Here is a 22747-nt window from a genome sequence, read left to right as displayed (position 1 = left end):
GCCGGGCGAAGCCGCGCTGGCTGGCGGTCTTCTGGTTTGGCGGGAGTCTCGCACGCGGAGCGTGCTGTTGGCTGGGTCAGGCTGGACGCTCGGCTGGCTGAGCTTGCTGGACCGGATGGCTCGCCGGGTGCGGTTCCGGGCGGGCGGGTTGCCGCCGAGATCGCTGGCTGGTCAAGGGGCTGGCACGACCGGATTGTTGGCTGGGTGACGTCTCGGCCGGAGGTTTCCCCCGCCCAGCGGGCAGCCGGTTGGCGCTCGATGCTGAGCGCGGTCGGGTCCTTGGGCACGCTCCTTTCGGTTGCTGGCTCCGGTAGTTCCCGGGGCCGGACGGTCACTGAGCCGGACGGTCACAGATCTGCGCGGTGCTTGGAATTCAGATCCCTCGATCAGAGTTCTTCGTTGACCTTCCTTCCCGGTGGCTTGATTTGGTGGCGAAGCTTCGACTGCCTTCCACGCTAACCACATCGGAAGGGCGGCGGAGGCGGATGGGGCGAGTTGTCCACACGGTGTGCCGGTTGTGGACAACTCGGCCGTTTCGGCGGAGGTCGCGAGGGGGCCGGCGGGTGGCGGCATTAGCCTGGAGAGCGTGAACAGCAGCACGGAGACACCCCGATTCGAGCCCGTCACCGATGTCGACCGGGAGGTCATCGCGCAGCAGCTTGGACGTCCGCCACGGGCCTTGCGGGCGGTGGCCGCGCGGTGTCCCAGCGGGCATCCCTCGGTGGTCCAGACCAGTCCGCGGTTGGAGAACGGAACGCCGTTCCCGACGTTGTATTACTTGACCTGCCCTCGGTTGACGTCGATGGTGGGCACGCTGGAAGCGTCCGGCGTGATGAGGGAGATGACCGAACGGCTCACCACCGACCCGGAACTCGCGGCGACCTACCAGCGCACGCACGAGACGTACCTCGCTGAGCGGGATGCCATCGAGTCGCTCGGCACACAGGTGACCGCGGGCGGGATGCCCGGGCGGGTGAAATGCCTGCACGTCCATCTCGCGCACACGCTCGCGGCCGGACCAGGGGTGAACCCGTTCGGTGACGAGACCCTCGCCTGGGTCCGCGAACAGGGCTGGCCGACGGGCGACTGCGCCGGGTAACGCTCCGGTCTCGGGCGCGGATAGGCACAGCAGGGGCTGGTGTCCGCCTGGGCGGGAATGCTTCGCGGCGTGCACCGGAGCTTCACACCGAGCAGGCGAGCCTGGGTGCACCGCTGGGCGCGCCGGGGAGGGGCGGAAAGTGCGGGTGCCACGCAGATCCCGGCGGTCGGTGCGTGCTGAGGCGTCTTCTGCTGCGGACAGTCGGGTCGAGCCGGTTCCGGACGGTGCGGTCGAGTGGGTTGCCGATGACTCGGTGAGTGCTGGCGCTGGAGACGAAGCTGCTTGTGCCGACTCGGTTGGCGACGGTGTTGCCGGTGGCGAGGCGGTTGGCGGACGCAGCCTTGGTGACGAGGCCGCTGGTCGCGAGTCGGCTGGCGAGGTTGCGGGTGAAGCAGTTGCTGGCGCTGCGGGCGGGGATGAGGTTGCGGGCGGAGCGGATGCAGACGATGCAGGCAGTGGCTGTGAGGTTGCGGGTGGAGCGGTTGTCGCCGATGTGGGTGGCGCGGGCGATGGCGGCGAGGTCGTTGGTGGAGCGGTTGCAGCCGGTGTCGGTGGCGCGGGCGACGGCGGTGAGGTTGCGGGTGGCGTGGCTGTCGCCGGTGTGGGTGGCGCGGGCACTGGCGGCGAGGTTGCGGGTGGAGCGGTTGTCGCCGGTGTGGGTGGCGCTGGCGACGGCGGTGAAGTAGCGGATGTCGCCGGTGTCGGTGGCGCAGGCCACGGCGGCGAAGTAGCGGATGAAGCGGTTGTCGGCGATCCGGATAACGACAGCAGCGGCGGTGAGGTAGCTGGTGAAGCGGTTGCCGACGGTGCAGGTGGCAAGAGCAGCAGCGAAGTAGCCGCCGAAGAGACCGTCGTGCAGGCGGGCGTGGCTGCCACAACGGCCGAAACCAAGAGAACCCCAGCGCTCATCGGGCCACCGCCGGATAAGGCGCGGTTGATCGGCCGGGTGCGGGTGCGGGCTCGACGGGGCCGTTATCGGGCGAGGCGGGTGGCTTCCCGGCATCGGACGGTGGTCGCGGTGCTCGCCGGGGTTCTGGGGGTGCTTCCGGCGACGGTCGGCGCGGGCGTGGTCGTCGGCTGGGCCGGGCGGATGCCGGTGGTGCACTCGGCGGACGTTATGCCTGATCAGGGGTACGACCCGGGCATCCGCGGCGTCGCCGTCGACGGGCGGTTGCCGGATGCGCCGGCACCGGTTCCGCTGCCTGCGTACGACCTTCCGGACGGGCCGCTCGGGATTCCGGCTACTGCGCTTGCCGCGTATCGGCATGCGGCGGAGGTGTTGGGGAAAGAGCAGCCGGGGTGTCATATCGACTGGGCGCTCGTCGCGAGCATCGGGCGAATCGAGTCGAATCACGCCCGAGGCGGATATGTCGACGCTGCTGGGACCACGCTCCAGCCGATTCTCGGGCCTCAGCTCAATGGCACAGGTCCGTACGCGGCGATTCCGGACACTGATCACGGCGTCCTCGACCAGGACCCGGTGTGGGATCGCGCGGTGGGGCCGTTCCAGTTCATCCCGGCGACCTGGCGGTCCTACGCGGCGGACGGCAACGGTGACGGCAAGGCCGACCCGGGCAATCTCTTCGACGCCTCGCTCGCGGCGGCACGCTACCTCTGCTCCGGCGGGCTCGACCTGGCCAATCCGGACCAGTTGCGGACTGCGATCTACCGCTACAACAACTCCGACGCTTACGTCACCACGGTCATTCTCTGGGCCGAGGCTTACCGGAAGGGCGTCGCGCAGGTGCCGGACAGTCCGGTTCCCGTCGGGCCGACGACGGCCAGTTCCGCGCCGCCCGCGAATCCGGGGGAGCGGCCGAGGACTACTGAGTCGTCGTTGCCGCCGGTCGCTACGGGTGGTCCGTCGACGACGCCTACTGGGCTGCCGCCGCAAACCAGCCCGACCGGGTCTCCTCCGGGCAGTACGACGGGAGAGCCGAGCACCGAGTCCAGCAGTCCGACGTGCGGATCCAGTACCTCGATCACGCCGACCTCGGCACCGACGTCGACGACTTCGACCTGCACCTCGTCGTCGAGCAACAACTCATCGAGCAGTACCGCGGCTTCTGGCTGACAAGAGGTAACCTTGATTACACCATTACAAACCTCGCCACACCGCAGGGGAGACGATGAGTCTTCGTCAGTTCGAATACGCCTTGGCGGTCGCCGAGGCGGGGTCGGTGACCGCTGCGGCGGAAGTGCTTCACGTCGCTCAGCCGTCAGTTTCGCAGCAGATCCGGGGGCTTGAGCGGGAACTCGGCGTGCAGCTCTTCTCCCGTACGCCCACCGGGCTTGTGCCCACCGTCGTCGGGCGGGCGTTTCTCCGGGACGCTGAGGTCGCGGTGCGGGCAGCACGGCGGGCGCGGGCGACCGCGCGGGCGGGGGCGGACGAGCTGGTCGGCGAGTTGCTCGTCGCGGCGCAGATGGGGTTGGGGACTCGGCAGTTGCCGGGTGCGCTGGCTGCGTTGCGACGGAGGTATCCGAAGCTGGCGGTGACCGTGTTCGAGGAGCCGAATCCGGCTGAGCTGGAGCAGCTTGCCCGGCGCGGGGTGTTGGATCTCGCGTTGCTCGGCTCGGCGTGTGATGAAGGGTTGTACGAGGGGCATCACCTCGGCGACGAGGAGTTCGTGGTCGTCCTCGGTGCCAAACACCGGTTGCTCAAGAAGGACCGGATCGCGTTGCGGGAGCTGGAAGAAGAGCAGTGGATCAGGTTCGATCCGGCCAGCGCGCTCGACGGGTTCCTGACCGAAGTGTTGCGCGACAACGGGTTGAAGCCGACAGCGGTCGCGCGGGTGTCGCAGACCTCGACGGCGGTGCGGTGGGCCGCGCACGGGCTGGGAGCGACGCTCGTTCCGGCGTCGGCGGTGCCGGAAGGACATGAGCACCTCGTCCGGCCGGTGTTTCCGGTCGTCTCCCAGCCCGTCGTCGCGGCGGTCCGGCCCGGGGCGGGGCCCGCGGAGATGGCGTTGCTCGAGTTTCTGCGGCACGAGACCTGGTACCAGCCGGTGTCTCCGGCCGCCTGAAATCTCAGAGTTGCGTGTCGCCGCCGTCGACGACCAGTTCGATGCCGGTCGTGAAGGTGGCGTCGAAGGCCAGGAAGGCGACGGCGCGGGCGATCTCTTCGGGAGTGCCCAGCCGTTTCATGGGGTTGGCGGCGGCTCGCGCGGCTTTGAACTGCGCGGCTTCCGCGGCAGGCATTCCGGCTTCGAGGATCTCGGTGTCGACAGGGCCGGGGCTGATCGCGTTGACCCGGATGCCGCGCGGGAGCAGTTCGGCGGCGAGTGTGCGGGCCATCGAACGCAGCGCGGCCTTGCCTGCCGAGTAGACGCTGGTCTCCGGCAGGCCCATGACGTTCGCGGTCGAGGTGGTCAGCACGACGCCCGCTCCGGGGCGCAGCAGCGGCGCGAGCTTCTGCACGGTGAAGTACGCGCCCTTGACGTTGACCGCGAAGTCCGCGTCGAACTGCTCCTCGGTGACCGACTCGAACGGTGCTGTCCGGGCCATCCCGGCGTTGACGAACAAGGCGTCGATCGGACCGGGTACCTGGGCGGCCAGCGCGTCCAGGTCGGAGAGCAACGCCACGTCGCCTCGGATAGCTAGCGCATCGTCGCCGAGCTGGGCTAAAGCCGCGTCCAGCCGGGATGGGGAACGGCCGGTGATGATTACCCGCGCTCCGCCGTCGGCGAACAATTTCGCGGTGGCGAAACCCATTCCGGTGCTGCCGCCGGTAATGACTGCGGTTTTGCCCTGATAAACATTCATCGCGGGTATTCGCCTCCATCGACGGCCAGGCCGCTTCCGGTCAGCCAGTTCGCCTGGTCGGACAGCAGGAACAACACCGCGTTGGCGATGTCGCCGGGCTCGCCGTCGCGGCCAAGCGGGACATCGGGAAGAGCGGAGCCGGACGACAGGCTCGCCCACTGCTCTCGCGTCGCCAAGCCGCCGGGAGTGGCGGTCCGGCCGGGGGACACGGTGTTGACGCGGACGCCGGACGGGGCCAGCTCGGCGGCCAGGCCGTGGCTGTACGCCTCCAGTGCTGTTTTCGCCGCCACGTAGTGCAGGAACGGCGGGAACGGCGGACGGATCGCGGCGGTGGAGACGTGCACGATCGCGCCCGATCGGCGGTCTCGCATGCCCGGGGCCAGCAGCGCGTCCAGCCGGACCGCGGCCAGCAGGTTCACCGACAGCGCGTCCTGCCATTCGTCGTCGGGGATGGCCAGGCCGCTGGGGTGCGGACGCGCGCCGCCCGCGTTGTGGACCAGCAGGTCGACGCCGCCGAGGATCTCCTGTGCGGCGGAGGCGACCGTCTGGGCTCCGGCTTGGGTGCGGATGTCGGCCTCGACGAAGGACGCTCCCTTGGGCGCCGGGGCGGCTGACCGGGCGGTGGTGAGCACGGTCGCGCCCGCGGCAAGCAATTGTGCCACGATTGCCGCGCCGATTCCGCGGGAACCACCGGTGACCACCGCGCGTTTTCCCGCTATCCCGTAATCGGGCATGCCAATAAACCTCTCGATAAAGGAGAATAAACCGCCGCGAAGCGAAATGCGGCGAACACGTCAACCGTAGGCCCGGAAAAGAGGGAAAGGCAAAGACCAAATGGCGGCGAGGGGGCATAGGGCCCGCCTATGCCCGCCTCGCCTGCGAAGCGCCGGAGACCAAGTAAAGTCAGAGCCATGCCTCGGGTAGCTGCGATCGACTGTGGGACCAACTCCATCCGTCTGCTCGTCGCCGAGTTGACGCCGCGCCACGACGGCACGGTCGACCTGCGCGACCTGCATCGCGAGATGCGCATCGTGCGGCTCGGCCAGGGTGTCGACGCCACCGGCAGGCTCGCGCCGGAAGCGCTCGAACGCACCCGCGCCGCGCTCGCGGACTACACCGTCGCCGCGCGGCGCAAGGGCGTCGAGAAGGTGCGCATGGTCGCCACCTCCGCGACCCGCGACGCGAGCAACCGCGACGAGTTCTTCACGATGACCCGCGAAACGCTCGGCGTCGAGGCCGAGGTGATCAGCGGCGACGAGGAAGCCCGGCTCTCCTTCACCGGCGCGGTCGGCGAGCAGGACCCGGACGACGGGCCGTTCGTGGTCGTCGACGTCGGCGGCGGCTCCACCGAACTCGTCCTCGGCACCTGGAACGGCCGCGAGGCCGAGGTGATCGCCGCGAAATCCGTCGACATCGGCTGCGTCCGGATCACCGAGCGCGCGCTGAAGGGCGACCCGCCGACCGCCGACGAGATCGCTGCCGCCCGCGAACTGGCCCGCGGCATCCTCGCCGAGGCGTTCGATCTCGTGGACGTCGCGAAGGCTCGCACCTGGATCGGCGTCGCCGGCACCGTGACCACGTTGTCAGCGGTTTCGCTTGGCTTGCCCGAGTACGACCCCGAGCGCGTGCACCTGTCGAAGCTGTCGCACGGCGAGATCGACCAGCTCGCCGGACAGCTCCTCGCGGCCGACCGCGCGACCCGTGCCGAAAACCCGGTGATCCACCCCGGCCGGGTCGACGTGATCGGCGGCGGCGCGGTCATCGTCCAGGTGCTCGCCGAGGAACTCGCCGCGCGCGGTGGTCCGGACCAGCTGGTGGTCAGCGAGCACGACATCCTGGACGGCATCGCTTTGTCGCTCGCCTGAACGCTCCGCAGCGGCGAGGTCACCAGGCGCGCGCACTCGTACCAAAGCCACCGAAAGTCATCAAGCGCAGTTAGTTGTGAGCTGACCGGGTGATGATCGGTGTCGTTATTCAGGTGCAACCCGGTGATCCGGTTACGAAGCGCTGATCCCGCTAGCCTCCATCTCGCTATTCGGACGCGAGAAACGGAGGGGACATGCGGGGTTCATCCAGGCTCTGGAGCGCGGCCGCAGTCGTGACAACCTTGTCACTGCTCCTGACCGCCTGTGGGGGCGGCGGATCCAGCAGCGGGTCGTCGGGAGAAGCGGATCCGAACGGGACCTTCACGGTCTACGGCACGGAACCGCAGAACACGCTGATTCCCACGAACACCAACGAACTCGGCGGTTCCAAGGCCGTCGACCCGATGTTCTCCGGCCTCGTCGCGTACAAGGGCGACAGCGGCGAACCGTACAACTTGATGGCGGAGTCGATCACCACGACCGATTCCAAGGTCTTCGACATCAAGATCAAGCACGGCTGGAAGTTCCACGACGGAACCGAGGTCAAGGCGAAGAACTTCGTCGACGCCTGGAACTACGGGGCCAACTCGGCGAACGGCCAGATCAACAGCACGTTCTTCGAGAACATCGCGGGCTACTCCGACGTCCACCCGGCCGACAAGGCGGCGAAGCCGGCCAAGGACAAGATGTCCGGCCTGGCGGTCAAGGGCGACTACGAGTTCCAGGTGACCCTGGACGCGCCGTTCTCCGTGTTCACCACCAAGATCGGCTACACCGCGTTCGCGCCGCTGCCGGACTCCTTCTTCAAGGACCCCGCCGCCTTCGCGAAGCACCCGATCGGCAACGGCCCGATGAAGTTCGTCAGCCGCACGCCGAACGTCGACATCAAGCTGACCCGGTTCGAGGACTACCCGGGCCCGGACAAGGTCAAGTTCAAGGACCTCGACGTCAAGATCTACGCCAGCCAGGAAACCGCCTACCAGGACCTGCTGAGCAACAAACTCGACTTCATCGAGACGCTGCCGCCGTCCGCGCTCACCGCGGACAAGTACAAGACCGATCTCAAGGACAACCTGGTCACCGGGCACCTGCTCGGCATCAGCACGATCGCGGTGCCGTACTACGTGCCCGGCTACAACAACCTCGACCTGCGCCGGGCGATCTCGATGGCGATCGACCGCGCGCAGATCACCAAGACGGTCATGCACGACACCTACGTCCCGGCGGACGGCTATGTCTCGCAGGGCATTCCGGGCTTCCGGCCGGGCGTGTGCGGCGAGTACTGCAAGTTCGACCCGGCGAAGGCGAAGGAACTGTTCGCGAAGTCCGGGTTCAAGGGCAAGCTCACCATCGCCTCGAACGCCGACGGCGGCCGCAAGGAACCGCTGGTGGCCGCGTGCAACAGCATCAAGAACACGCTCGGCGTCGAATGCGATTTCGTTCCGGCGACCGACTTCGGCCAGTGGCGCAGCATCGTGACCGGGCACAAGCTGACCGGCATGGGCCGTTCCGACTGGTCGGCGGACTATCCCTCCATTGAGGACTTCCTCAACCCGCTTTACCGGACCGGGGCCTCGGCGAACGACTCGACGTACTCCAACCCGCAGGTCGACGCTCTGCTGAAGCAGGCCGACTCGACGGCGGACAAGGACGCCGCGGTCAAGCTGTACCAGCAGGCCGAGGACCTGGTCGCGAAGGACCTGCCCTCGATCCCGGTATGGGACGAGAAGGGCGTCGCGGCCAAGTCGAAGCACACCAAGACCGTGGTCCTCGACTTCCGCCGCCGCGCGGACTACTCGTCGGTCGAGGTCCTCAAGAAGTGACGCGCTGACTCGTCCGTTCCCACCACGCGGCTCGTGAGTGTTTATGCCGGTCAGAACCGGCGTAGGCACTCACGAGCCCGGCGCGCACTCTTAGGAACTACGCATGATTCGCTACGTCTTGCGTCGCCTGCTCCAGTTGATCCCGGTGTTCTTCGGCACCACTTTCCTGATCTACGCACTGGTGTGGGCCGTACCCGGGGACCCGTTCTCCGGAAAATGCGGTCAGCAAGCCTGCCCACAGGCCTATATCGACCTGATGACCGAGAAGTTCCACCTCAACGACAACCTGATCGTCCAGTACTTCAAATACCTCGGGAGCCTGTTCACCGGCGACTGGGGCGAGACGTTCAACGGCTCCTCGGTCGGCGAACTGATCTCCACCTCCTACCCGATCACGCTGCGCCTCGCGGTCGTCGCGGTGCTCATCGAAGCGGTCATCGGCCTGAGCGCCGGCGTGCTGACCGGCTTGCGCGGCAAGGGTTTCCTCGACAACCTGGTGCTGGTCTCGACCACGTTCCTGATCTCGCTGCCGGTGTTCGTCACCGCGATCGTGCTGCAGATCGTGCTCGGCGTGAACCTGGGCATCATCGACGCCAGCGTCTCGGACGATCCGGGCTTCGGCGAGTTGATCGTGCCGGGCATCGCGCTCGGCAGCCTCTCGATGGCTTATGTCGCCCGGCTGACGAGAACGTCGATCGCGGAGAACCGGCACGCCGACTACATCCGCACCGCCATCGCCAAGGGACAGCCCAACAGCCGCGTCATCGGCATTCATTTGCTGCGCAACTCGGTGATCCCGGTGCTGACCTTCCTCGGCACCGACCTCGGCGCACTGATGGGCGGTGCGATCGTGACCGAGGGCGTGTTCAACATCAACGGTCTCGGCGGGTTGATCTTCCGCGGCCTCCAGAACCGGGAAAGCGCGACCGTCGTCGGCGTCGTCGTGCTGCTGGTGCTGGTGTATCTGCTGATGAGCCTGATCGTCGACCTGCTTTACGCCGTTCTCGACCCGAGGATCCGTTATGACTGACCCGAATCTCGTCGGCGGCGGAGGGGTCGACGCGGCACAGCTGTCGCATGTGGACAGCTCGGCCGACGCCGGCCCGAAGAAGCCGCGCAGTCTGTGGGGCGACGCGTGGCGGCAGCTGCGCCGCAAGCCGACGTTCGTGATCTCCGCGTTGATCATCGTGCTGATCGTGCTGATCGCGATCGCGCCGGGACTGTTCTCGCACCGCCCCGCCGGATACAGCGACCTGACGCACGCCAACGAAGGCCCGTCTGCGGACGCCTGGTTCGGTTATGACAACCAGGGCTACGACGTCTACGCGCGGACCATCTACGGGGCCAGGGCTTCGTTGCTGGTCGGTGTTTTCGCGACACTGCTGACCGTCCTTTTCGGATCGTTGGTCGGCATTGTCGCGGGCTACTACGGCCGGATCGTCGACAGCCTGCTCTCCCGGCTCGGCGACATCTTCGCCGGGCTGCCGTTCGTGCTTGGCGCGATCGTCATCCTCACCACGTTCAACGCACCCGGCACGAATCCAGGGCAGGTCACCATCATCGTGCAGGTGGTCTGCTCGATCGCGGTGCTGACCTGGCCGGTAGCGATGCGCATCATGCGGTCCGCGACGCTGGTGGCCAAGCAGTTGGACTACGTGAAGGCGGCCCGTGCGCTCGGCGCGAGCACACCGCGGATCGTGTTCCGGCACCTGCTGCCGAACACGCTCGCGCCAGTGCTCGTGTACGCGACGATTGCGCTCGGCGCGGCCATCGGAGCCGAGGCGACGCTGGCGTACCTCGGCATCGGCGTGCGGCCGCCGGTGGTGTCGTGGGGCGTCATGATCAGCGACGCTCGCGACTATTTCCGCGCGGTTCCGCACATGCTCCTGTTCCCCGGTGCGTTCGTCACCATCACCGTGCTCGCGTTCGTGATGCTCGGCGACGGTGTCCGCGACGCGCTCGACCCGAAGTCGAGGTAGCCGCAATGTCCACAGTGTCCAGTTCACCTGGTCCGACGGCGGAGCACGAGCTGCTGCTTGAGGTCGAAGACCTGCACGTGGAGTTCCGTACTTCCGATGGCGTGGCCAACGTGCTCAACGGGGTCGGCTATTCGGTGCACGCCGGGGAAACCCTTGCCGTGCTCGGCGAATCGGGCTCCGGCAAGAGCGTCACCGCGCAGACCGTCATGGGAATCCTCGACACGCCGCCGGGCGTGATCACCGGCGGGTCGATCCGGTATCGCGGCGAGGATCTGCTCACCGCGTCGGCGGACCGGCGCCGCCAAGTGCGCGGCGCGGAGATCGCGATGATCTTCCAGGACGCGCTTTCGGCGCTGAACCCGGTGTTCACTGTCGGATTCCAGATCGAAGAGCAGTTGCGGGTCCGGCTGGGAATGTCCAAGAAGGACGCTCGCAAGCGAGCGGTCGAACTGCTCGATCTGGTGCGGATCCCGGCCGCGGAAAGGCGGGTGAAGGATTACCCGCACCAGTTCTCCGGCGGAATGCGGCAGCGCGCGATGATCGCGATGTCGCTCGCGCTCGACCCGGATCTGCTCATCGCGGACGAGCCGACGACCGCGCTGGACGTGACCGTGCAGGCGCAGATCATGGACCTGCTCGCGGACATCCAGCGGGAACGGCGGATGGGGCTCGTGCTCATCACGCACGACCTCGGCGTGGTCGCGGAGGTCGCGGACCGGATCGCGGTGATGTACGCCGGGCGGATCGTGGAACAGGCCGACGTACGGGAACTGTTCAGCTCGCCGGGGCACCCCTACACCGCGGCGCTGATGGATTCGCTGCCCCGGCTGGACCTCAAGGGACAGACCCTGGAAACCATCAAGGGCCTGCCGCCGAGTCTGCTCGACGTTCCGTCCGGATGCCCGTTCCACCCGCGCTGCAAGCGGGCCGAGCAACGGTGCCGCGACGAGCGGCCGTCCGCACACGCGCTCGGGTTCGGCCGGGTCAGTGCGTGTCACTTCGCCGAGGAGGTGGTGGAGAGCCGTGGGTGAGCCCATTCTCAGCGTGCGCGAACTGGTGAAGCATTTCCCGGTGCGCACCGGCGTGCTGTTCAAACGGACGATCGGACAGGTGAAAGCCGTCGACGGCGTGTCCTTCGACCTGCGACCGGGCGAAACCCTCGGCGTGGTCGGGGAATCCGGCTGCGGCAAGTCGACGCTCGCTCAGGTGCTGATGCGCCTGGAGGAGCCGACCAGTGGCAGCGCGACCTTCGAGGGCCGCGACCTGTTCAAGCTGCGCGGTGCGGAACTGCGGCGAATGCGCCGGGAAATCCAGATCGTGCTGCAGGATCCGTACACGTCGCTGAATCCGCGGATGACCGTCGGCGACATCGTCGGCGAGCCGTTCGAGATCCACACCGAGGTCGCGCCGAAGGGTTCGCGGGCGAAGAAGGTGCAGGAGCTGCTGGCGGTGGTCGGGCTCAACCCCGAGCACGTGAACCGGTATCCGCACCAGTTCTCCGGCGGGCAGCGGCAGCGCATCGGCATCGCGCGGGCGCTGGCGTTGCGGCCCAAGGTGATCATCTGCGACGAGCCGGTGTCCGCTTTGGACGTTTCGATCCAGGCGCAGGTGATGAACCTGCTCGGGGACCTGCAGGGCGAGTTCGGGCTGTCCTATGTGTTCATCGCGCACGACCTCTCGGTGGTACGGCATCTGTCCACCCGGGTCGCGGTGATGTACCTGGGCAAGATCGTCGAAATCGGTACTGAGGACGAGATCTACGAGCGACCGTCTCATCCGTACACGCAGGCGTTGCTCTCGGCGGTGCCGGTCGCGGACCCGGCGGTGCGCGGGCAGCGGCAGGTGATCCGGCTGGAGGGCGACGTGCCCAGCCCGATCGACCCGCCGTCGGGCTGTCGTTTCCGTACGCGATGCTGGAAGGCCGCGGACATCTGCGCGACGGAGGCACCGAAGCTGGAACCGCGGACGGACGGGCATCTGTCGGCTTGCCACTTCGCCGAGGTGAAGTCGGTGGTTCCGTAACAAAGGCGATTCCTCCGGTTTGCCGATTGCCGCACGCAGTGTCCGCTATGTACGTTGCATTATCGGTTTCCGTCAGGAGGACTCGTGAAAAGACCAAGATTGCTCGCTGTGGCACTCGCGGTGCCATTGTTCGGTGCGGTGTCCGGCGTCGCCCTTCCGGCGGCGTCGGCCCAACCGGCCGGACCGGTAACGGAATTCAGCGTGCTGGCGCGGGACGGCCAGAGTGTCGCCGCCGCCCAGCAGGCGGTGCGCGACGCGGGCGGCACGATCGTCGCGACCAACACCGCGGTCGGGCTCATCACTGCCACCGCGCCCGCTGCCGGCTTCACCGAGCGGGTTTCGGCGAACCGTGCGGTATTCGGTGCGGCGAAGGCGAAATCGATCGGCAGCGCGCCGAAGGCGGGCAAGAAGGAGAAGCCGGACGCGGTCGAGAAGGAAGGCCGCGGCAGCGTGTCGCGCAAGGCCGCGGCGAACAAGGCGGCCGGCACCGACCCGCTGGACGACCAGCTCTGGGGTCTCAAATCCACCCGCTCCGACCTCGCTCGTACCAAGCAGGCTGGCGACAAGCGGGTGAAGGTCGGCATCATCGACACGGGCGTCGACGGCAGTCACCCGGACATCGCGCCGAACTTCGACAAGGCCGATTCGCGCAACTTCACCAAGGACATCGTCGCGGACGTCAACGGCACCGTCGTCGACGGCCCGTGCGAATACCGCGGCTGCGTCGACCCGGTGGACCACGACGACAACGGCCACGGCACGCACGTCGCCGGCACGATCGCGGCGGCTGCCAACGGATTCGGCGTGTCCGGGGTGGCGCCGAACGTGACGCTGGTGAACGTCCGCGCCGGCCAGGATTCCGGGTACTTCTTCCTCCAGTCGACGGTCGACGCGCTGACGTATTCCGGCGACGCCGGACTCGACGTCGTCAACATGAGCTTCTACGTGGACCCGTGGCTCTACAACTGCCGTTCGAACCCGGCGGATTCCGCTGCGGAGCAGGCAGAACAGCGCACGGTTATCGAAGCGACCACGCGGGCGTTGAACTACGCGCACCGCAAGGGCGTGACGATGGTGGTGGCGCTCGGCAACCAGCACGACGAGCTGGCTGCCCCGCACGACGACGTCACGAGCCCAGACTATCCGGCGAACGGGACGCATCCGCGCAAGATCGACAATTCTTCGTGCTTCTCGCTGCCGGTCGAAGGTCCGCACACCATCGGGGTCGGCTCGTTCGGCCCGACGCAGGCGAAGGCGGACTACTCGAACTACGGCACCGAGCAGATCTCCGTCTCCGCGCCGGGCGGGTATTTCCGGGACGGTTACGGCACGCCTTGGTACCGGACGGCGGAGAACCAGATCCTGTCCACCTATCCGCGCAATGTCGGGGTGGCGGCCGGAAACGTCGACGCGGAAGGCAACGTGACTCCGGCCGGCGTCGCGCTTGGCGTGCAGAAGGCTACGGCGGCGGACGGCCGGGTCGGCTATTACCAGTGGCTGCAAGGGACTTCGATGGCCGCTCCACATGCGACTGGTGTCGCGGCGCTGATCGTTTCCCAGTACGGAAAGAAGACCGGGCATTCCGCCTCGATGGATCCGGACTCGGTGCAGCGGGTGCTGGAGGGCACGGCCGCGCCGATCGCGTGCCCGATGCCGCAGACGGTCGACTACCTGAAGGAGGGCCGGGACGCTTCGTTCACCGCGACCTGTGTGGGCGACGCGTCGTTCAACGGGTTCTACGGACATGGTTCGGTGGACGCCTATTCCGCGGTGACGCGGGGTTCGGCGTTCCTGCGCTGAACGAGCGGCGGTGGGGCGGGTGCTCCGCCCCACCGCCGGTTTCAGTACTGCCGCGGGGTGAGCGACCGCGTGGTGTTCGCTTCGGCACCGCAGAATTTGTCGGTGTCCGGACGCGTTCCGTTCACCAGGAAATCAGTGACGGCGTTGAAACCGCAGCTGTTCAGATAAGGGAAGCCGGCACCGTGCCCGCCCTGGTCCACAGTGACCATTCGCGCCCGGCCGCCGAACTGCGCGCGGGTTTCGAGCGCGCCGACAGCGGGGTGGCCGGGTCGCGCAGGTTCTGGACCAGCAGCAGGTTCGACGGTCCCTGGTCGCTGAACTGCACCGGGGTTTCGAGCGGCTGCTTGGCCCAGTGCGCACAGGGCCAGACGTTCGCCGCCGCACCGCCGAGCATCGGGTACTTGACCCGGTCGTGCGTGACGTTGCGCTGATAGGTCGAAATCGACCGCGGCCAGGCATTGTCCCCGCACAGCACCGAAATCATGGTGGATCGCTGGCTCTGCTCCGAACTCCTGGCTGCCGGTCGCAGCGAACCGGCCGGGGCAGCCTGGTCGTTGAGAAGAGTGTGCCGTGTGGTCAGATACGGCAGCGCCGAAGCGGATTTGAGGCCACGCACTGCAGCGCGATCCCCTTGGCGAACGCGGAGGCGTCGTCGACGTCAGCCTCGTTGTGCGCGTACTTCGGGACGCTCGGCGGTCACCGGACTGCTGTGGGCGACGCCGCGGGGTCGAAGCCGATCAGGTCGTAGCGGGCGAGCGCGCTTGTCGGGATGCCTGCCCGGACCAGGTCCAGCGGGAACGTCAGGCCGGGGCCCGCCCGGGTTGAACAGCGGCACTCCGCGCCGGGCGGCCGGATCGATGCTCCGCGGCCGCGAGATCTCGATGCTGATCTTCTTGCCGTCCGGCTGCCGGTAGTCGAGCGAAGCGCACCGCAGCTGCGACGTCGGCCGGGCAGGCTCCCCAGTGCACCGCGGGCTTCGGCGGGGCCGCGTACGCCGGGGCGGCGGTCACCGTCAACGCGGCGGCCGCCAAGGCGACGAGTAGTTGTTTTCGCACGGTCTTCCATCCTTTGCCGAGATCAATCGAACTCAGGAAAATGACCGGAAAGTGCACGAAATCAAGCTGTGTTCGCGGAAACCGCGGTTCGGGCACCGGTCGGGTGGCCGCCGACGTTACTCTGATCTCCTCGGTGCCGGAAGGGGTTTCAGCGGCGCGGTTCCCAGCGGAATAGTCGCGTCGCCAGCGTAACGCTGAGAATCAGCCACGCCGCGATCGGGCCGAGCAGGACCAGTGAGTCGGTTGCCGAAGTTCCGCCGTTCCAGGAATTCAATACGAGTTCGGTGGCCGCGCCGCCGGGCAGAAGGCGTTTCAGCAGGGACAGCTGTTCGGTTCCGGTGATTCCGATCCAACTTGCGATCGCGAGGACGGCGATCGTGATCGGCAGGGTGGTGACCTGGGCATGTTCCGGCGAGTTCGTGAGTCCGGCGGTGGCCAGGCCGAGCGCGACCATCATGGCGATGGTGGCGACGACCGCGACAACCAGCAGCAGCGGGTTCTTCGGTGCGCCGGTGACCGCGCCGAGCACGGCGAGGATGACGCCGACCTGGATCGTGGTGATCGCGGTGATCGGCAGGAGCAGGCCGACGAGAATGCCGGGGTCGCTCGCCGCGGTGGAGCGCAGGCGTTTGAGGAAGAGGTTCTGCCGCCGGGCGGCGAGGGTGGTGACAGTGGTGGTGTACAGGCCGATCGCGGTAATGAAGAAAAGCGTCAGTGCCGCGATATAGCCGAGACTTCCGAGCTGTGCGAAGGTTTCGTGACGGGAAATGAAGAAAGCGCTGAATGCGACTGGCAGGATCAGCGAGGTGACCAGTACCAGGCGATTTCGGAAGAGCTGGATCAGTTCGCCGCGGGCGATCGAGAGCATGGGAAAGCCTTTCATTACGCGTTGCTGATGGCGCGGAAGACGTCGTCGAGGCGGGTCGGCCCGGCTTCCAGTTCGGCCAGTTCCACGGCGTAGTCCGCTGCCCAGGTGAGCAGGGTGTGCAGGTCTTTCTGGAGGCCGAAGGTCTCGATGAGGAACCGGTCGTCCTCTTCGCGGGTCGCTTGCAGCGGCGGCGCCGGGGCGTGCGGCGGAAGTCCGAAGCGGATGGTCGCGGGCAGCGTCCGGGTCAGCTCGGCGACGGTGCCTTCCCGGTTGAGCGTGCCTTGGTGCATCAGACCGATGCGATCGGCGCGCTGCTGCGCTTCCTCCAGGTAGTGCGTGGTCAGGACGATGGTGGTGCCGTCCTCGCGGAGCCGGTCCACCGCGTCCCACAGCGCGTCGCGCGACTGGATGTCCAGACCAGTGGTCGGTTCGTCGAGGAAGACCAGGTCAGGGGTCCCGTACACGGCGGTCGCGAAGTCGAGCCGGCGTTTCTCGCCGCCGGACAGCTGCGACACCCTGGTGGTGGCTTTGCGGGTGAGGTCGGTGATGCCGAGCAGCCGCTCGACATCGTCGTCGCGCTGGGTCAGGTTGCCGATCAGCCGGATCGATTCGCGCACGGTCAGGTCCGGCGAGAAGCCGCTTTCCTGCAGCATGATCCCCATCCGGGGACGCACGGAAGCGCGGTCGCGCGGGTCCTTTCCGAACACCCGCACGGTGCCCGAGCTGGGTTTCCGGTGGCCCTCGACGGTCTCCAGCGTCGAGGTCTTCCCGGCGCCGTTGGTGCCGAGCAGCGCGTACAGTTCGCCGCGGGCGACCTGGAACGACAGATCGCGCACGGCCTGGAAGTCGCCGTAGGTGAGGTTCAAGCGGTCGACTTCGATGACTGGGGTCGTGGACATGCTCCGATTCCAGCTGGATCCGCTGGTCGGCAGTAGTGCGGCCACGTCAGCCGAAGACATGACGCTGCGTCACTGGTGGGCTCTCGGCGGCTGCGGCATGCTGGGATCGAATTCCCTGGCCGAAGCTGGAGCACCATGACCGAGATCAGCCCGCCGCGGTCCCGCCGGATGTCGTGGTCCGGCGACGCGGTCCAGGACCGGCTGCGGCGGCTCAACCTCATCACGGTGATGCCGCCGCTGCTGGTCGTCGGTGTACTGCTGATCGTCCTCGGCAGCCGGACCTGGTGGCACGTCGTCATCCAGGTGATCGGGCTGCTGGCCGCGACCGCCACCGCCGAACGCTGGACCGCGGGCGACTTCGTCCGGGTCGCCCGCCCCTGCCTGGTGCTCACCGCGTTCGTCTGGTTCGCCGGTGCGCTGAGCAACAGCCCCATGGCGTTCTACGGGCTGAGCATGGTCGGTTCGTTCCTCATCCCGCCGCTGCCGCGGCACCGGTTCGCCGCGCTGGTCGGCTTCGGCGTGCTGACCAGCGTGATCGGCGCGGCCAATTTGCTGCCGCACCACGACCATCTCGGCGCGCGCGTGGTGGCCTACGTGGTGACCCCCGCGATCGGCTCGGCGCTGTCGACCTTGCTGATGTTCGCCAGCCAACGGCTCTACGACCTCGTGGCGGAGCTGGAACAGTCCCGGGGGAAAGAGGCAGAGCTGGCGGTGGTCCGCGAACGGGTCCGGTTCGCCAGCGAACTGCACGACATCCAGGGGCACACGCTGCACGTGGTGAAGCTGAAGGTCGCGCTCGCGGAGAAGCTGCTGCACCGGGATCTCGACCGCGCGCAAGAGGAGTTGCGCGAGGTGCACACCCTGGTCGGCGAGACCATCGTGCAGACCAAGGAACTCGCTTACGCGCAGCGGCGGCTCAATCTGTCCGCGGAGCTGGAGAACGCGAAGAACCTGTTCGAGGCGGCGGGGATCCACGTGCGCGTCGAGCGGCTCGCGGAGGCCGGTTCCGGTGTGGACGAACTGCTCGGCCAAGTGCTGCGCGAGACCACTACGAACATCCTCCGGCACGCGCAAGCCCGGCAGGTGCGGATCACGTTGGCCGAAAGCGGGATCAGCATCGTCAACGACGGAGCCTCCGACGGTGCTCCAGAACTGAGCGGACTGTCCGCGTTGGGCGCGCGGCTGGCGGACCAGGGCGGAGAATTGACGGTGGAGCAGAAGGACGGCCGGTTCGTGACGGCCGCGGCGTTCCCGGAGAAGGTGTCGCGATGACGACGGTGGTGCTTGCCGACGACGAAGCCCTGCTCCGCAAGGCGATGGCCGCGTTGCTGCCGATGGAGGACGAGATCACCGTGCTCGCCGAGGCGGAAGACGGCGAGGCGGCGGTGCGGGCCACTGTGGAGCATCGGCCGGACGTGCTGGTGATCGACCTGGAGATGCCCAATGTGGACGGACTGGGCGCGGTCGCGCGGATCCGGCGGGAGCGTCCGGAGCAGGTGATCCTGATGCTGACCCGGCACGCGCGGCCGGGCGTGCTGCGCAAGGCGTTGAAACTCGGCGTGCAGGGGTTCGTCAGCAAATCGGCGGAACCGGCGCACATCGCGGCGGTGATCCGGACGCTGGACGAGGGCAAACGCTGGATCGACCCGGACGTCTCGGCGCTCGCGGTGGTCGACGACTGCCCGTTGACCGTCCGGGAAATCGACGTACTGCGGGCGACGCGGGAGGGGTATTCGGTCGCCGACATCGCGGCGCAGCTGCATCTGGCGGAGGGGACTGTGCGGAATTATCTGTCGAATGCGATGCAGAAGACGCAGACGCGGACGCGGCACGAGGCGGCGCGGTATGCGCGGGAGCACGACTGGTTGTGAGTGCCTATCGCGGTTCTCACCGCGATAGGCACTCACGAGGTCAGCGGTTGGACGCCTTGTTCACGAACTTGCCCAGGTCCTTCGACTGCTGCACCCGCGACGGTTCGTGCACGTACATCATGTGCCCGGCCGGGTAGTAAGCCGTGTCGATGTTCTCCCGCAGCTCCTCCGGGATCTTCAGCTGCGAGAGCACGTACTCGGACGCGTAGTACGCCGTCGCGCCGTCGTAATGCCCGAAGGCGACGTGGACTTGCAGGTGCGGGTTGGCTCGCATCGCCGCGCTCAAGGTGTCTACAACGGACACTGAACGGCCCTCGAACTCCTTGTAGGACCAGGCCTTGAACACGTCGGTGGAAAGGATCTCGTACGGAAGATCGTTCTCGTAGCCGAGTTCGGCGCGCACGTAGTGGTTGAAGCCCGCCGAGTAGGCGCCGATGATCCGCGACACCGAGGGGTCGTCGCTCATGTGCTCGACGCCGCCGTCCGGTTCCCACGTGGTGAACCGGCCGTCCATCCGGCCGACGGTCTTGGCCTGGTCGCGCAGCAGTTCGGTGAAGAACCGGATGTGCTCGATCCGCAGGTTCACTCGGTCCACATAGGACTCGCTGAGCCCGGTGAGCGACGCCAGCGTCTGCACCGCCTCGGTACGGTCCTGAGTAGACAGCCGCGCGCCGCGGGAAAGCGCCCACGGCAGTTCCTTCGAGGCGAAGTCCTCGGCGTCGGCGAGCACGTCGTCGAGCGGACGGTCGCCGTGGCGGCCGTGGTAGTGCGCGATCGCCGCGTACGTGGGCAGGAACAGCGAGTACGGCAGGTCGTTGCCCTCGTGGAAACGCAGCGTGCCGAGGTCCAAAACGGACGAGATGAGCATCAGGCCGTTGAGGTACAGGCCGTAGCGCTCCTGCAAGTGCCCGGCCAGCGCGGCCGCGCGCAGCGTGCCGTACGACTCGCCGGCGAGGAACTTCGGCGACAGCCAGCGCTGGTTGCGCGAAACCCACAGCCGGATGATCTCCGCGACCGATTCGACGTCGCCCTGGAAACCGGTGTACGGCTGGGATTCGCCGCCGTCGGTCACCCGCGAGTAGCCGGTCTGGACCGGGTCGATGAACACCAGGTCGCTGTGCGCGAGCAGGCTGTCCGGGTTGTCCTCGAGCCCGTACGGCGGCGGCACCGGGTCGTTGACGTCGCCGGACAGCACCCGGCGCGGTCCGAGCAGGCCCATGTGGAGCCAGATGCTGGAGGAACCGGGGCCGCCGTTGAAGGCGAAGGTGACCGGTCGGGTGCCGGGGTCGGCGTCGTCGAGGGTGTAGGCGGTGAGGAAAACCTCGGCCTTGGCCTGGTGACCCTCGAACTTTCCGTCCTTTTTGACCTCTTGGCGGAGCACGATCCGGCCGGTCTGGGCGGTGTAGGCGAGCTTGCGCCGCTTGACGGTGAGGGTGTGCTGCGTCGTGACGAGGTCGTCGACGGGCTCGGTCGCCTTCGTCTCCTCGTCCTTGGTCTTCTCGGCGGTCTCGTCCGCGGTGGTATCGGCCATGGCCCCAACCTAGCTCGTGAGCGGCGATCACGAGCTAGGTTGGCTGGATGCGCACGTTCGCCGCTCTCGACTCCGCTCTGGTCGAATGCCGCGCGTGCCCGCGGCTGGTCGACTGGCGCGAAAGCGTGGCCGGGACGAAGGCGGCGTTCGCGGGCGAGCGGTATTGGGCGCGGCCGGTCCCCGGTTTCGGCGCGGAGGACGCCGCGCTGGCCGTGGTCGGGCTCGCGCCGTCCGCGCACGGGGCCAACCGCACCGGCCGGATGTTCACCGGCGATCCGTCCGGCGACTTCCTTTTCCGCGTGCTGTACGAGGTCGGTCTCGCGTCGCAGCCGGTGTCGACGGCCATCGGCGACGGGCTCACGCTGCGCGGCACCCGGCTCGTCTCGCCGGTCCGTTGCGCGCCGCCGGAGAACCGGCCGACCCCCGCCGAACGGGACACCTGCCGGCACTGGCTGGCCGACGAACTGGACCTGCTGCGGCCGACCCTGCGTTCGATCGTCGTGCTCGGCGCGTTCGGCTGGCAGGCGCTGCTGCCGGTGCTGTCCGCCGCGGGCTGGCCGGTGCCGAAACCGCGTCCGGCCTTCGCGCACGGCGCCCGGATGCAGGCCGGCGACCTCGCGGTGTTCGGCTGCTACCACGTGTCACCGCGCAATGTCCAGACCGGTCGTGTGACACAGCCCATGGTGGTGACCGCGTTCACCGCCGCGGCCTCGGCGGCCGGGCTCATCTGAATCGTGACAACCAGCGTGGCGATGCTGGTCACAGCGGGGTGGGGTACCCGAGCGGAGCCGCTTTGGAGGTGCGACTATAGGTACATGGCTGCTGCGAAGTCGGAACCGACTCGGATCCTCGTCCTCGGTGGTGGATACGTCGGCCTGTACACCGCGTACGGGCTTCAGAAGATGCTGCGTGCCAACGAGGCCTCCGTGACCGTCGTTGACCCGCAGCCGCACATGACCTATGCCCCGTTCCTGCCCGAGGCGGCGGCCGGCGCGATCGAGCCGCGGCACGTGGTCGTGCCGCTGCGCCGCGTGCTGAAGCGCTGCCACGTGCTGACCGCGCGGGTCACGAAGATCGAGAACGAGCGCAAGGCCGTCACGGTCGAGGCGGCCGACGGTCACATCGAGACGCTGAACTACGACGTGCTCGTGGTCGCGCTCGGTGCCGTCGCGCGGATCCTGCCGATCCCCGGTCTCGCCGAGCAGGGCATCGCCTTCAAGACCATCGGCGAAGCGATCTACCTGCGCAACCACATCATGACCAAGCTGGACGAGGCCGCCAGCACGCTCGACCCCGAGCTGCGCAAGCGCCTGCTCACGTTCACCGTGGTCGGCGGCGGGTTCGCGGGCATCGAGGCGCTGGCCGAGCTTGAGGACATGACCCGCTTCGCGGTCGAGAACTACTACCCGAACATCAAGCCGGCGGACATCCGCTGGGTGATGGTCGAGGCGGCCGGGCGGATCCTGCCCGAGGTGCGCGAGACGCTCGGCGTGTACACGGTGCAGCAGCTGGAGAAGCGCGGCATCGAGGTCTACCTGTCGACCGCGGCGAAGTCGTTCGAAGACGGCCACGTCGTGCTCTCGGACGGCACCGAGTTCGACACCGACACGATCATCTGGACCGCGGGCGTGAAGGCCAACCCGGTCCTCGCCGGCTCGGACCTGCCGCTCGACAAGCGCGGCCGCGTCGAGGCGACCGCCGCGATGCAGGTCGTCGGCCACCCGGACGTCTGGACCGCGGGCGACAACGCGGCCATCCCGGACCTGTCGCGCACCGAACAGGACCCGACGGCGACCTGCCCGCCGAACGCCCAGCACGCGGTCCGCCAGGCCCGCCTGCTGGCGAAGAACATCATCAAGGTGATCCGCGGCGGACAGCCGAAGGACTATTTCCACAAGAACCTGGGCGCGGTCGCGAGCCTCGGCCTGCACAAGGGCGTGGCGGACGCACTGAACCTGAAGATCAAGGGCTTCCCAGCGTGGCTGTTCCACCGCGCCTACCACCTCAAGGCGATGCCGACGTGGAACCGCAAGATCCGCATCCTGTTCGACTGGATGCTGGGCGGGCTGTTCCGGCGGGAGGTCATCTCGCTGGGGCAGATCAACAACCCGAAGGAAGAGTTCAACCGGGCCAGCAAGGGCTGAACGTCTTTTTGGTCAAGCCGGGTCGCCTT

Annotated in this window: 20 protein-coding genes and 1 pseudogene; 14 read left to right on the top strand and 7 right to left on the bottom strand. The window is 67.7% G+C overall.

The annotated features are described in order from the left end of the window. Positions 1 to 577 precede the first annotated feature (577 nt). Positions 578 to 1099: a DUF501 domain-containing protein gene (locus BM362_RS14265; RefSeq protein WP_067576518.1), complete on the top strand. Its 522-nt coding sequence runs from the start codon at positions 578 to 580 to the stop codon at positions 1097 to 1099. 82 nt (positions 1100 to 1181) lie between these two features. Here BM362_RS14265 and BM362_RS14260 read toward each other — a convergent pair whose 3' ends face one another. Then, positions 1182 to 2102, bottom strand: coding sequence for a hypothetical protein (locus tag BM362_RS14260; protein WP_093573371.1), 921 nt, complete (start codon positions 2100 to 2102; stop codon positions 1182 to 1184). Between BM362_RS14260 and BM362_RS14255 the strand changes: the two genes are divergently transcribed. Together BM362_RS14255 and BM362_RS14250 are read left to right on the top strand one after the other, a co-directional pair. Then, positions 2088 to 3173, top strand: coding sequence for a lytic transglycosylase domain-containing protein (locus BM362_RS14255; protein ID WP_244287143.1), 1086 nt, complete (start codon positions 2088 to 2090; stop codon positions 3171 to 3173). The genes BM362_RS14260 and BM362_RS14255 overlap by 15 nt on opposite strands. Positions 3174 to 3228: 55 nt before the next feature. Next, the gene (locus BM362_RS14250; RefSeq protein WP_067575632.1) at positions 3229 to 4122 is read left to right on the top strand and encodes a LysR family transcriptional regulator; all 894 of its coding nucleotides are present in this window, start codon (positions 3229 to 3231) and stop codon (positions 4120 to 4122) included. Between the two features lie 4 nt (positions 4123 to 4126). Here BM362_RS14250 and BM362_RS14245 read toward each other — a convergent pair whose 3' ends face one another. Both BM362_RS14245 and BM362_RS14240 read right to left on the bottom strand, forming a co-directional pair. Then, positions 4127 to 4861, bottom strand: a complete 735-nt coding sequence (locus tag BM362_RS14245; RefSeq protein WP_067575634.1) for an SDR family oxidoreductase — start codon at positions 4859 to 4861, stop codon at positions 4127 to 4129. After that, entirely contained in the window at positions 4858 to 5595 is a 738-nt protein-coding gene (locus tag BM362_RS14240) for an oxidoreductase (RefSeq protein ID WP_093573370.1), read from the bottom strand. Before BM362_RS14240 ends, BM362_RS14245 begins: the two co-directional genes overlap by 4 nt. A 177-nt stretch (positions 5596 to 5772) precedes the next feature. On the opposite strand from BM362_RS14240, the gene BM362_RS14235 reads away from it, so the two are divergent. The 7 genes from BM362_RS14235 to BM362_RS14205 all read left to right on the top strand — a co-directional run bounded on the left by BM362_RS14235 (position 5773) and on the right by BM362_RS14205 (position 14350). Continuing rightward, complete coding sequence (locus BM362_RS14235) at positions 5773 to 6726, top strand: Ppx/GppA phosphatase family protein (protein ID WP_067575638.1); 954 nt, start codon at positions 5773 to 5775, stop codon at positions 6724 to 6726. Between the two features lie 194 nt (positions 6727 to 6920). Next, entirely contained in the window at positions 6921 to 8549 is a 1629-nt protein-coding gene (locus tag BM362_RS14230; RefSeq protein WP_067575640.1) for a peptide ABC transporter substrate-binding protein, read from the top strand. Between the two features lie 103 nt (positions 8550 to 8652). Next, complete coding sequence (locus tag BM362_RS14225) at positions 8653 to 9579, top strand: ABC transporter permease (protein WP_067575642.1); 927 nt, start codon at positions 8653 to 8655, stop codon at positions 9577 to 9579. Beyond that, positions 9572 to 10528 (top strand): ABC transporter permease, encoded by a 957-nt coding sequence (locus BM362_RS14220; protein ID WP_067575644.1) that lies wholly within the window; start codon positions 9572 to 9574, stop codon positions 10526 to 10528. The genes BM362_RS14225 and BM362_RS14220 overlap by 8 nt, the downstream gene beginning before the upstream one ends. A 5-nt stretch (positions 10529 to 10533) precedes the next feature. Then, positions 10534 to 11559, top strand: a complete 1026-nt coding sequence (locus BM362_RS14215; protein WP_067575646.1) for an ABC transporter ATP-binding protein — start codon at positions 10534 to 10536, stop codon at positions 11557 to 11559. Continuing rightward, on the top strand, positions 11552 to 12550 hold the full coding sequence (locus BM362_RS14210) for an ABC transporter ATP-binding protein (RefSeq protein ID WP_067575648.1): 999 nt from the start codon (positions 11552 to 11554) through the stop codon (positions 12548 to 12550). The genes BM362_RS14215 and BM362_RS14210 overlap by 8 nt, the downstream gene beginning before the upstream one ends. 84 nt (positions 12551 to 12634) lie before the next feature. Continuing rightward, complete coding sequence (locus BM362_RS14205; RefSeq protein ID WP_093573369.1) at positions 12635 to 14350, top strand: S8 family serine peptidase; 1716 nt, start codon at positions 12635 to 12637, stop codon at positions 14348 to 14350. A 41-nt stretch (positions 14351 to 14391) separates the two neighbouring features. Here BM362_RS14205 and BM362_RS48880 read toward each other — a convergent pair. The 3 genes and pseudogenes from BM362_RS48880 to BM362_RS14190 form a co-directional block, all read right to left on the bottom strand. Beyond that, positions 14392 to 14744, bottom strand: a pseudogene (locus BM362_RS48880) (alpha/beta hydrolase). 809 nt (positions 14745 to 15553) lie between these two features. Beyond that, positions 15554 to 16273 (bottom strand): ABC transporter permease, encoded by a 720-nt coding sequence (locus tag BM362_RS14195; RefSeq protein ID WP_067575655.1) that lies wholly within the window; start codon positions 16271 to 16273, stop codon positions 15554 to 15556. A 14-nt stretch (positions 16274 to 16287) separates the two neighbouring features. Next, complete coding sequence (locus tag BM362_RS14190; protein WP_067575656.1) at positions 16288 to 17172, bottom strand: ABC transporter ATP-binding protein; 885 nt, start codon at positions 17170 to 17172, stop codon at positions 16288 to 16290. Positions 17173 to 17307: 135 nt separating this feature from the next. On the opposite strand from BM362_RS14190, the gene BM362_RS14185 reads away from it, so the two are divergent. Next, positions 17308 to 18444 carry a sensor histidine kinase gene (locus BM362_RS14185; protein ID WP_093573368.1) on the top strand — a complete coding sequence of 379 codons (1137 nt, stop codon included), beginning with the start codon at positions 17308 to 17310 and terminating at the stop codon, positions 18442 to 18444. Next, complete coding sequence (locus BM362_RS14180; RefSeq protein WP_067575658.1) at positions 18441 to 19043, top strand: response regulator transcription factor; 603 nt, start codon at positions 18441 to 18443, stop codon at positions 19041 to 19043. Before BM362_RS14185 ends, BM362_RS14180 begins: the two co-directional genes overlap by 4 nt. Before the next feature lie 40 nt (positions 19044 to 19083). On the opposite strand, the gene BM362_RS14175 is transcribed toward BM362_RS14180, so the two are convergent. Then, positions 19084 to 20574, bottom strand: a complete 1491-nt coding sequence (locus BM362_RS14175; RefSeq protein WP_067575659.1) for a S10 family peptidase — start codon at positions 20572 to 20574, stop codon at positions 19084 to 19086. 47 nt (positions 20575 to 20621) lie between these two features. Here BM362_RS14175 and BM362_RS14170 point away from each other — a divergent pair, with 47 nt between their 5' ends. Together BM362_RS14170 and BM362_RS14165 are read left to right on the top strand one after the other, a co-directional pair. After that, positions 20622 to 21305, top strand: a complete 684-nt coding sequence (locus tag BM362_RS14170) for a uracil-DNA glycosylase (RefSeq protein WP_093573367.1) — start codon at positions 20622 to 20624, stop codon at positions 21303 to 21305. A gap of 84 nt (positions 21306 to 21389) precedes the next feature. Beyond that, positions 21390 to 22718, top strand: a complete 1329-nt coding sequence (locus tag BM362_RS14165; RefSeq protein ID WP_067575663.1) for an NAD(P)/FAD-dependent oxidoreductase — start codon at positions 21390 to 21392, stop codon at positions 22716 to 22718. The last annotated feature ends 29 nt before the right edge of the window (positions 22719 to 22747 follow it).

The organism is Amycolatopsis rubida, from assembly GCF_900115345.1.
In the GTDB taxonomy this organism is placed as follows: Bacteria; Actinomycetota; Actinomycetes; order Mycobacteriales; family Pseudonocardiaceae; genus Amycolatopsis; species Amycolatopsis rubida.
Note: the sequence above shows the minus strand (reverse complement) of the source record. Positions and strands in the feature narration are given on the sequence as shown.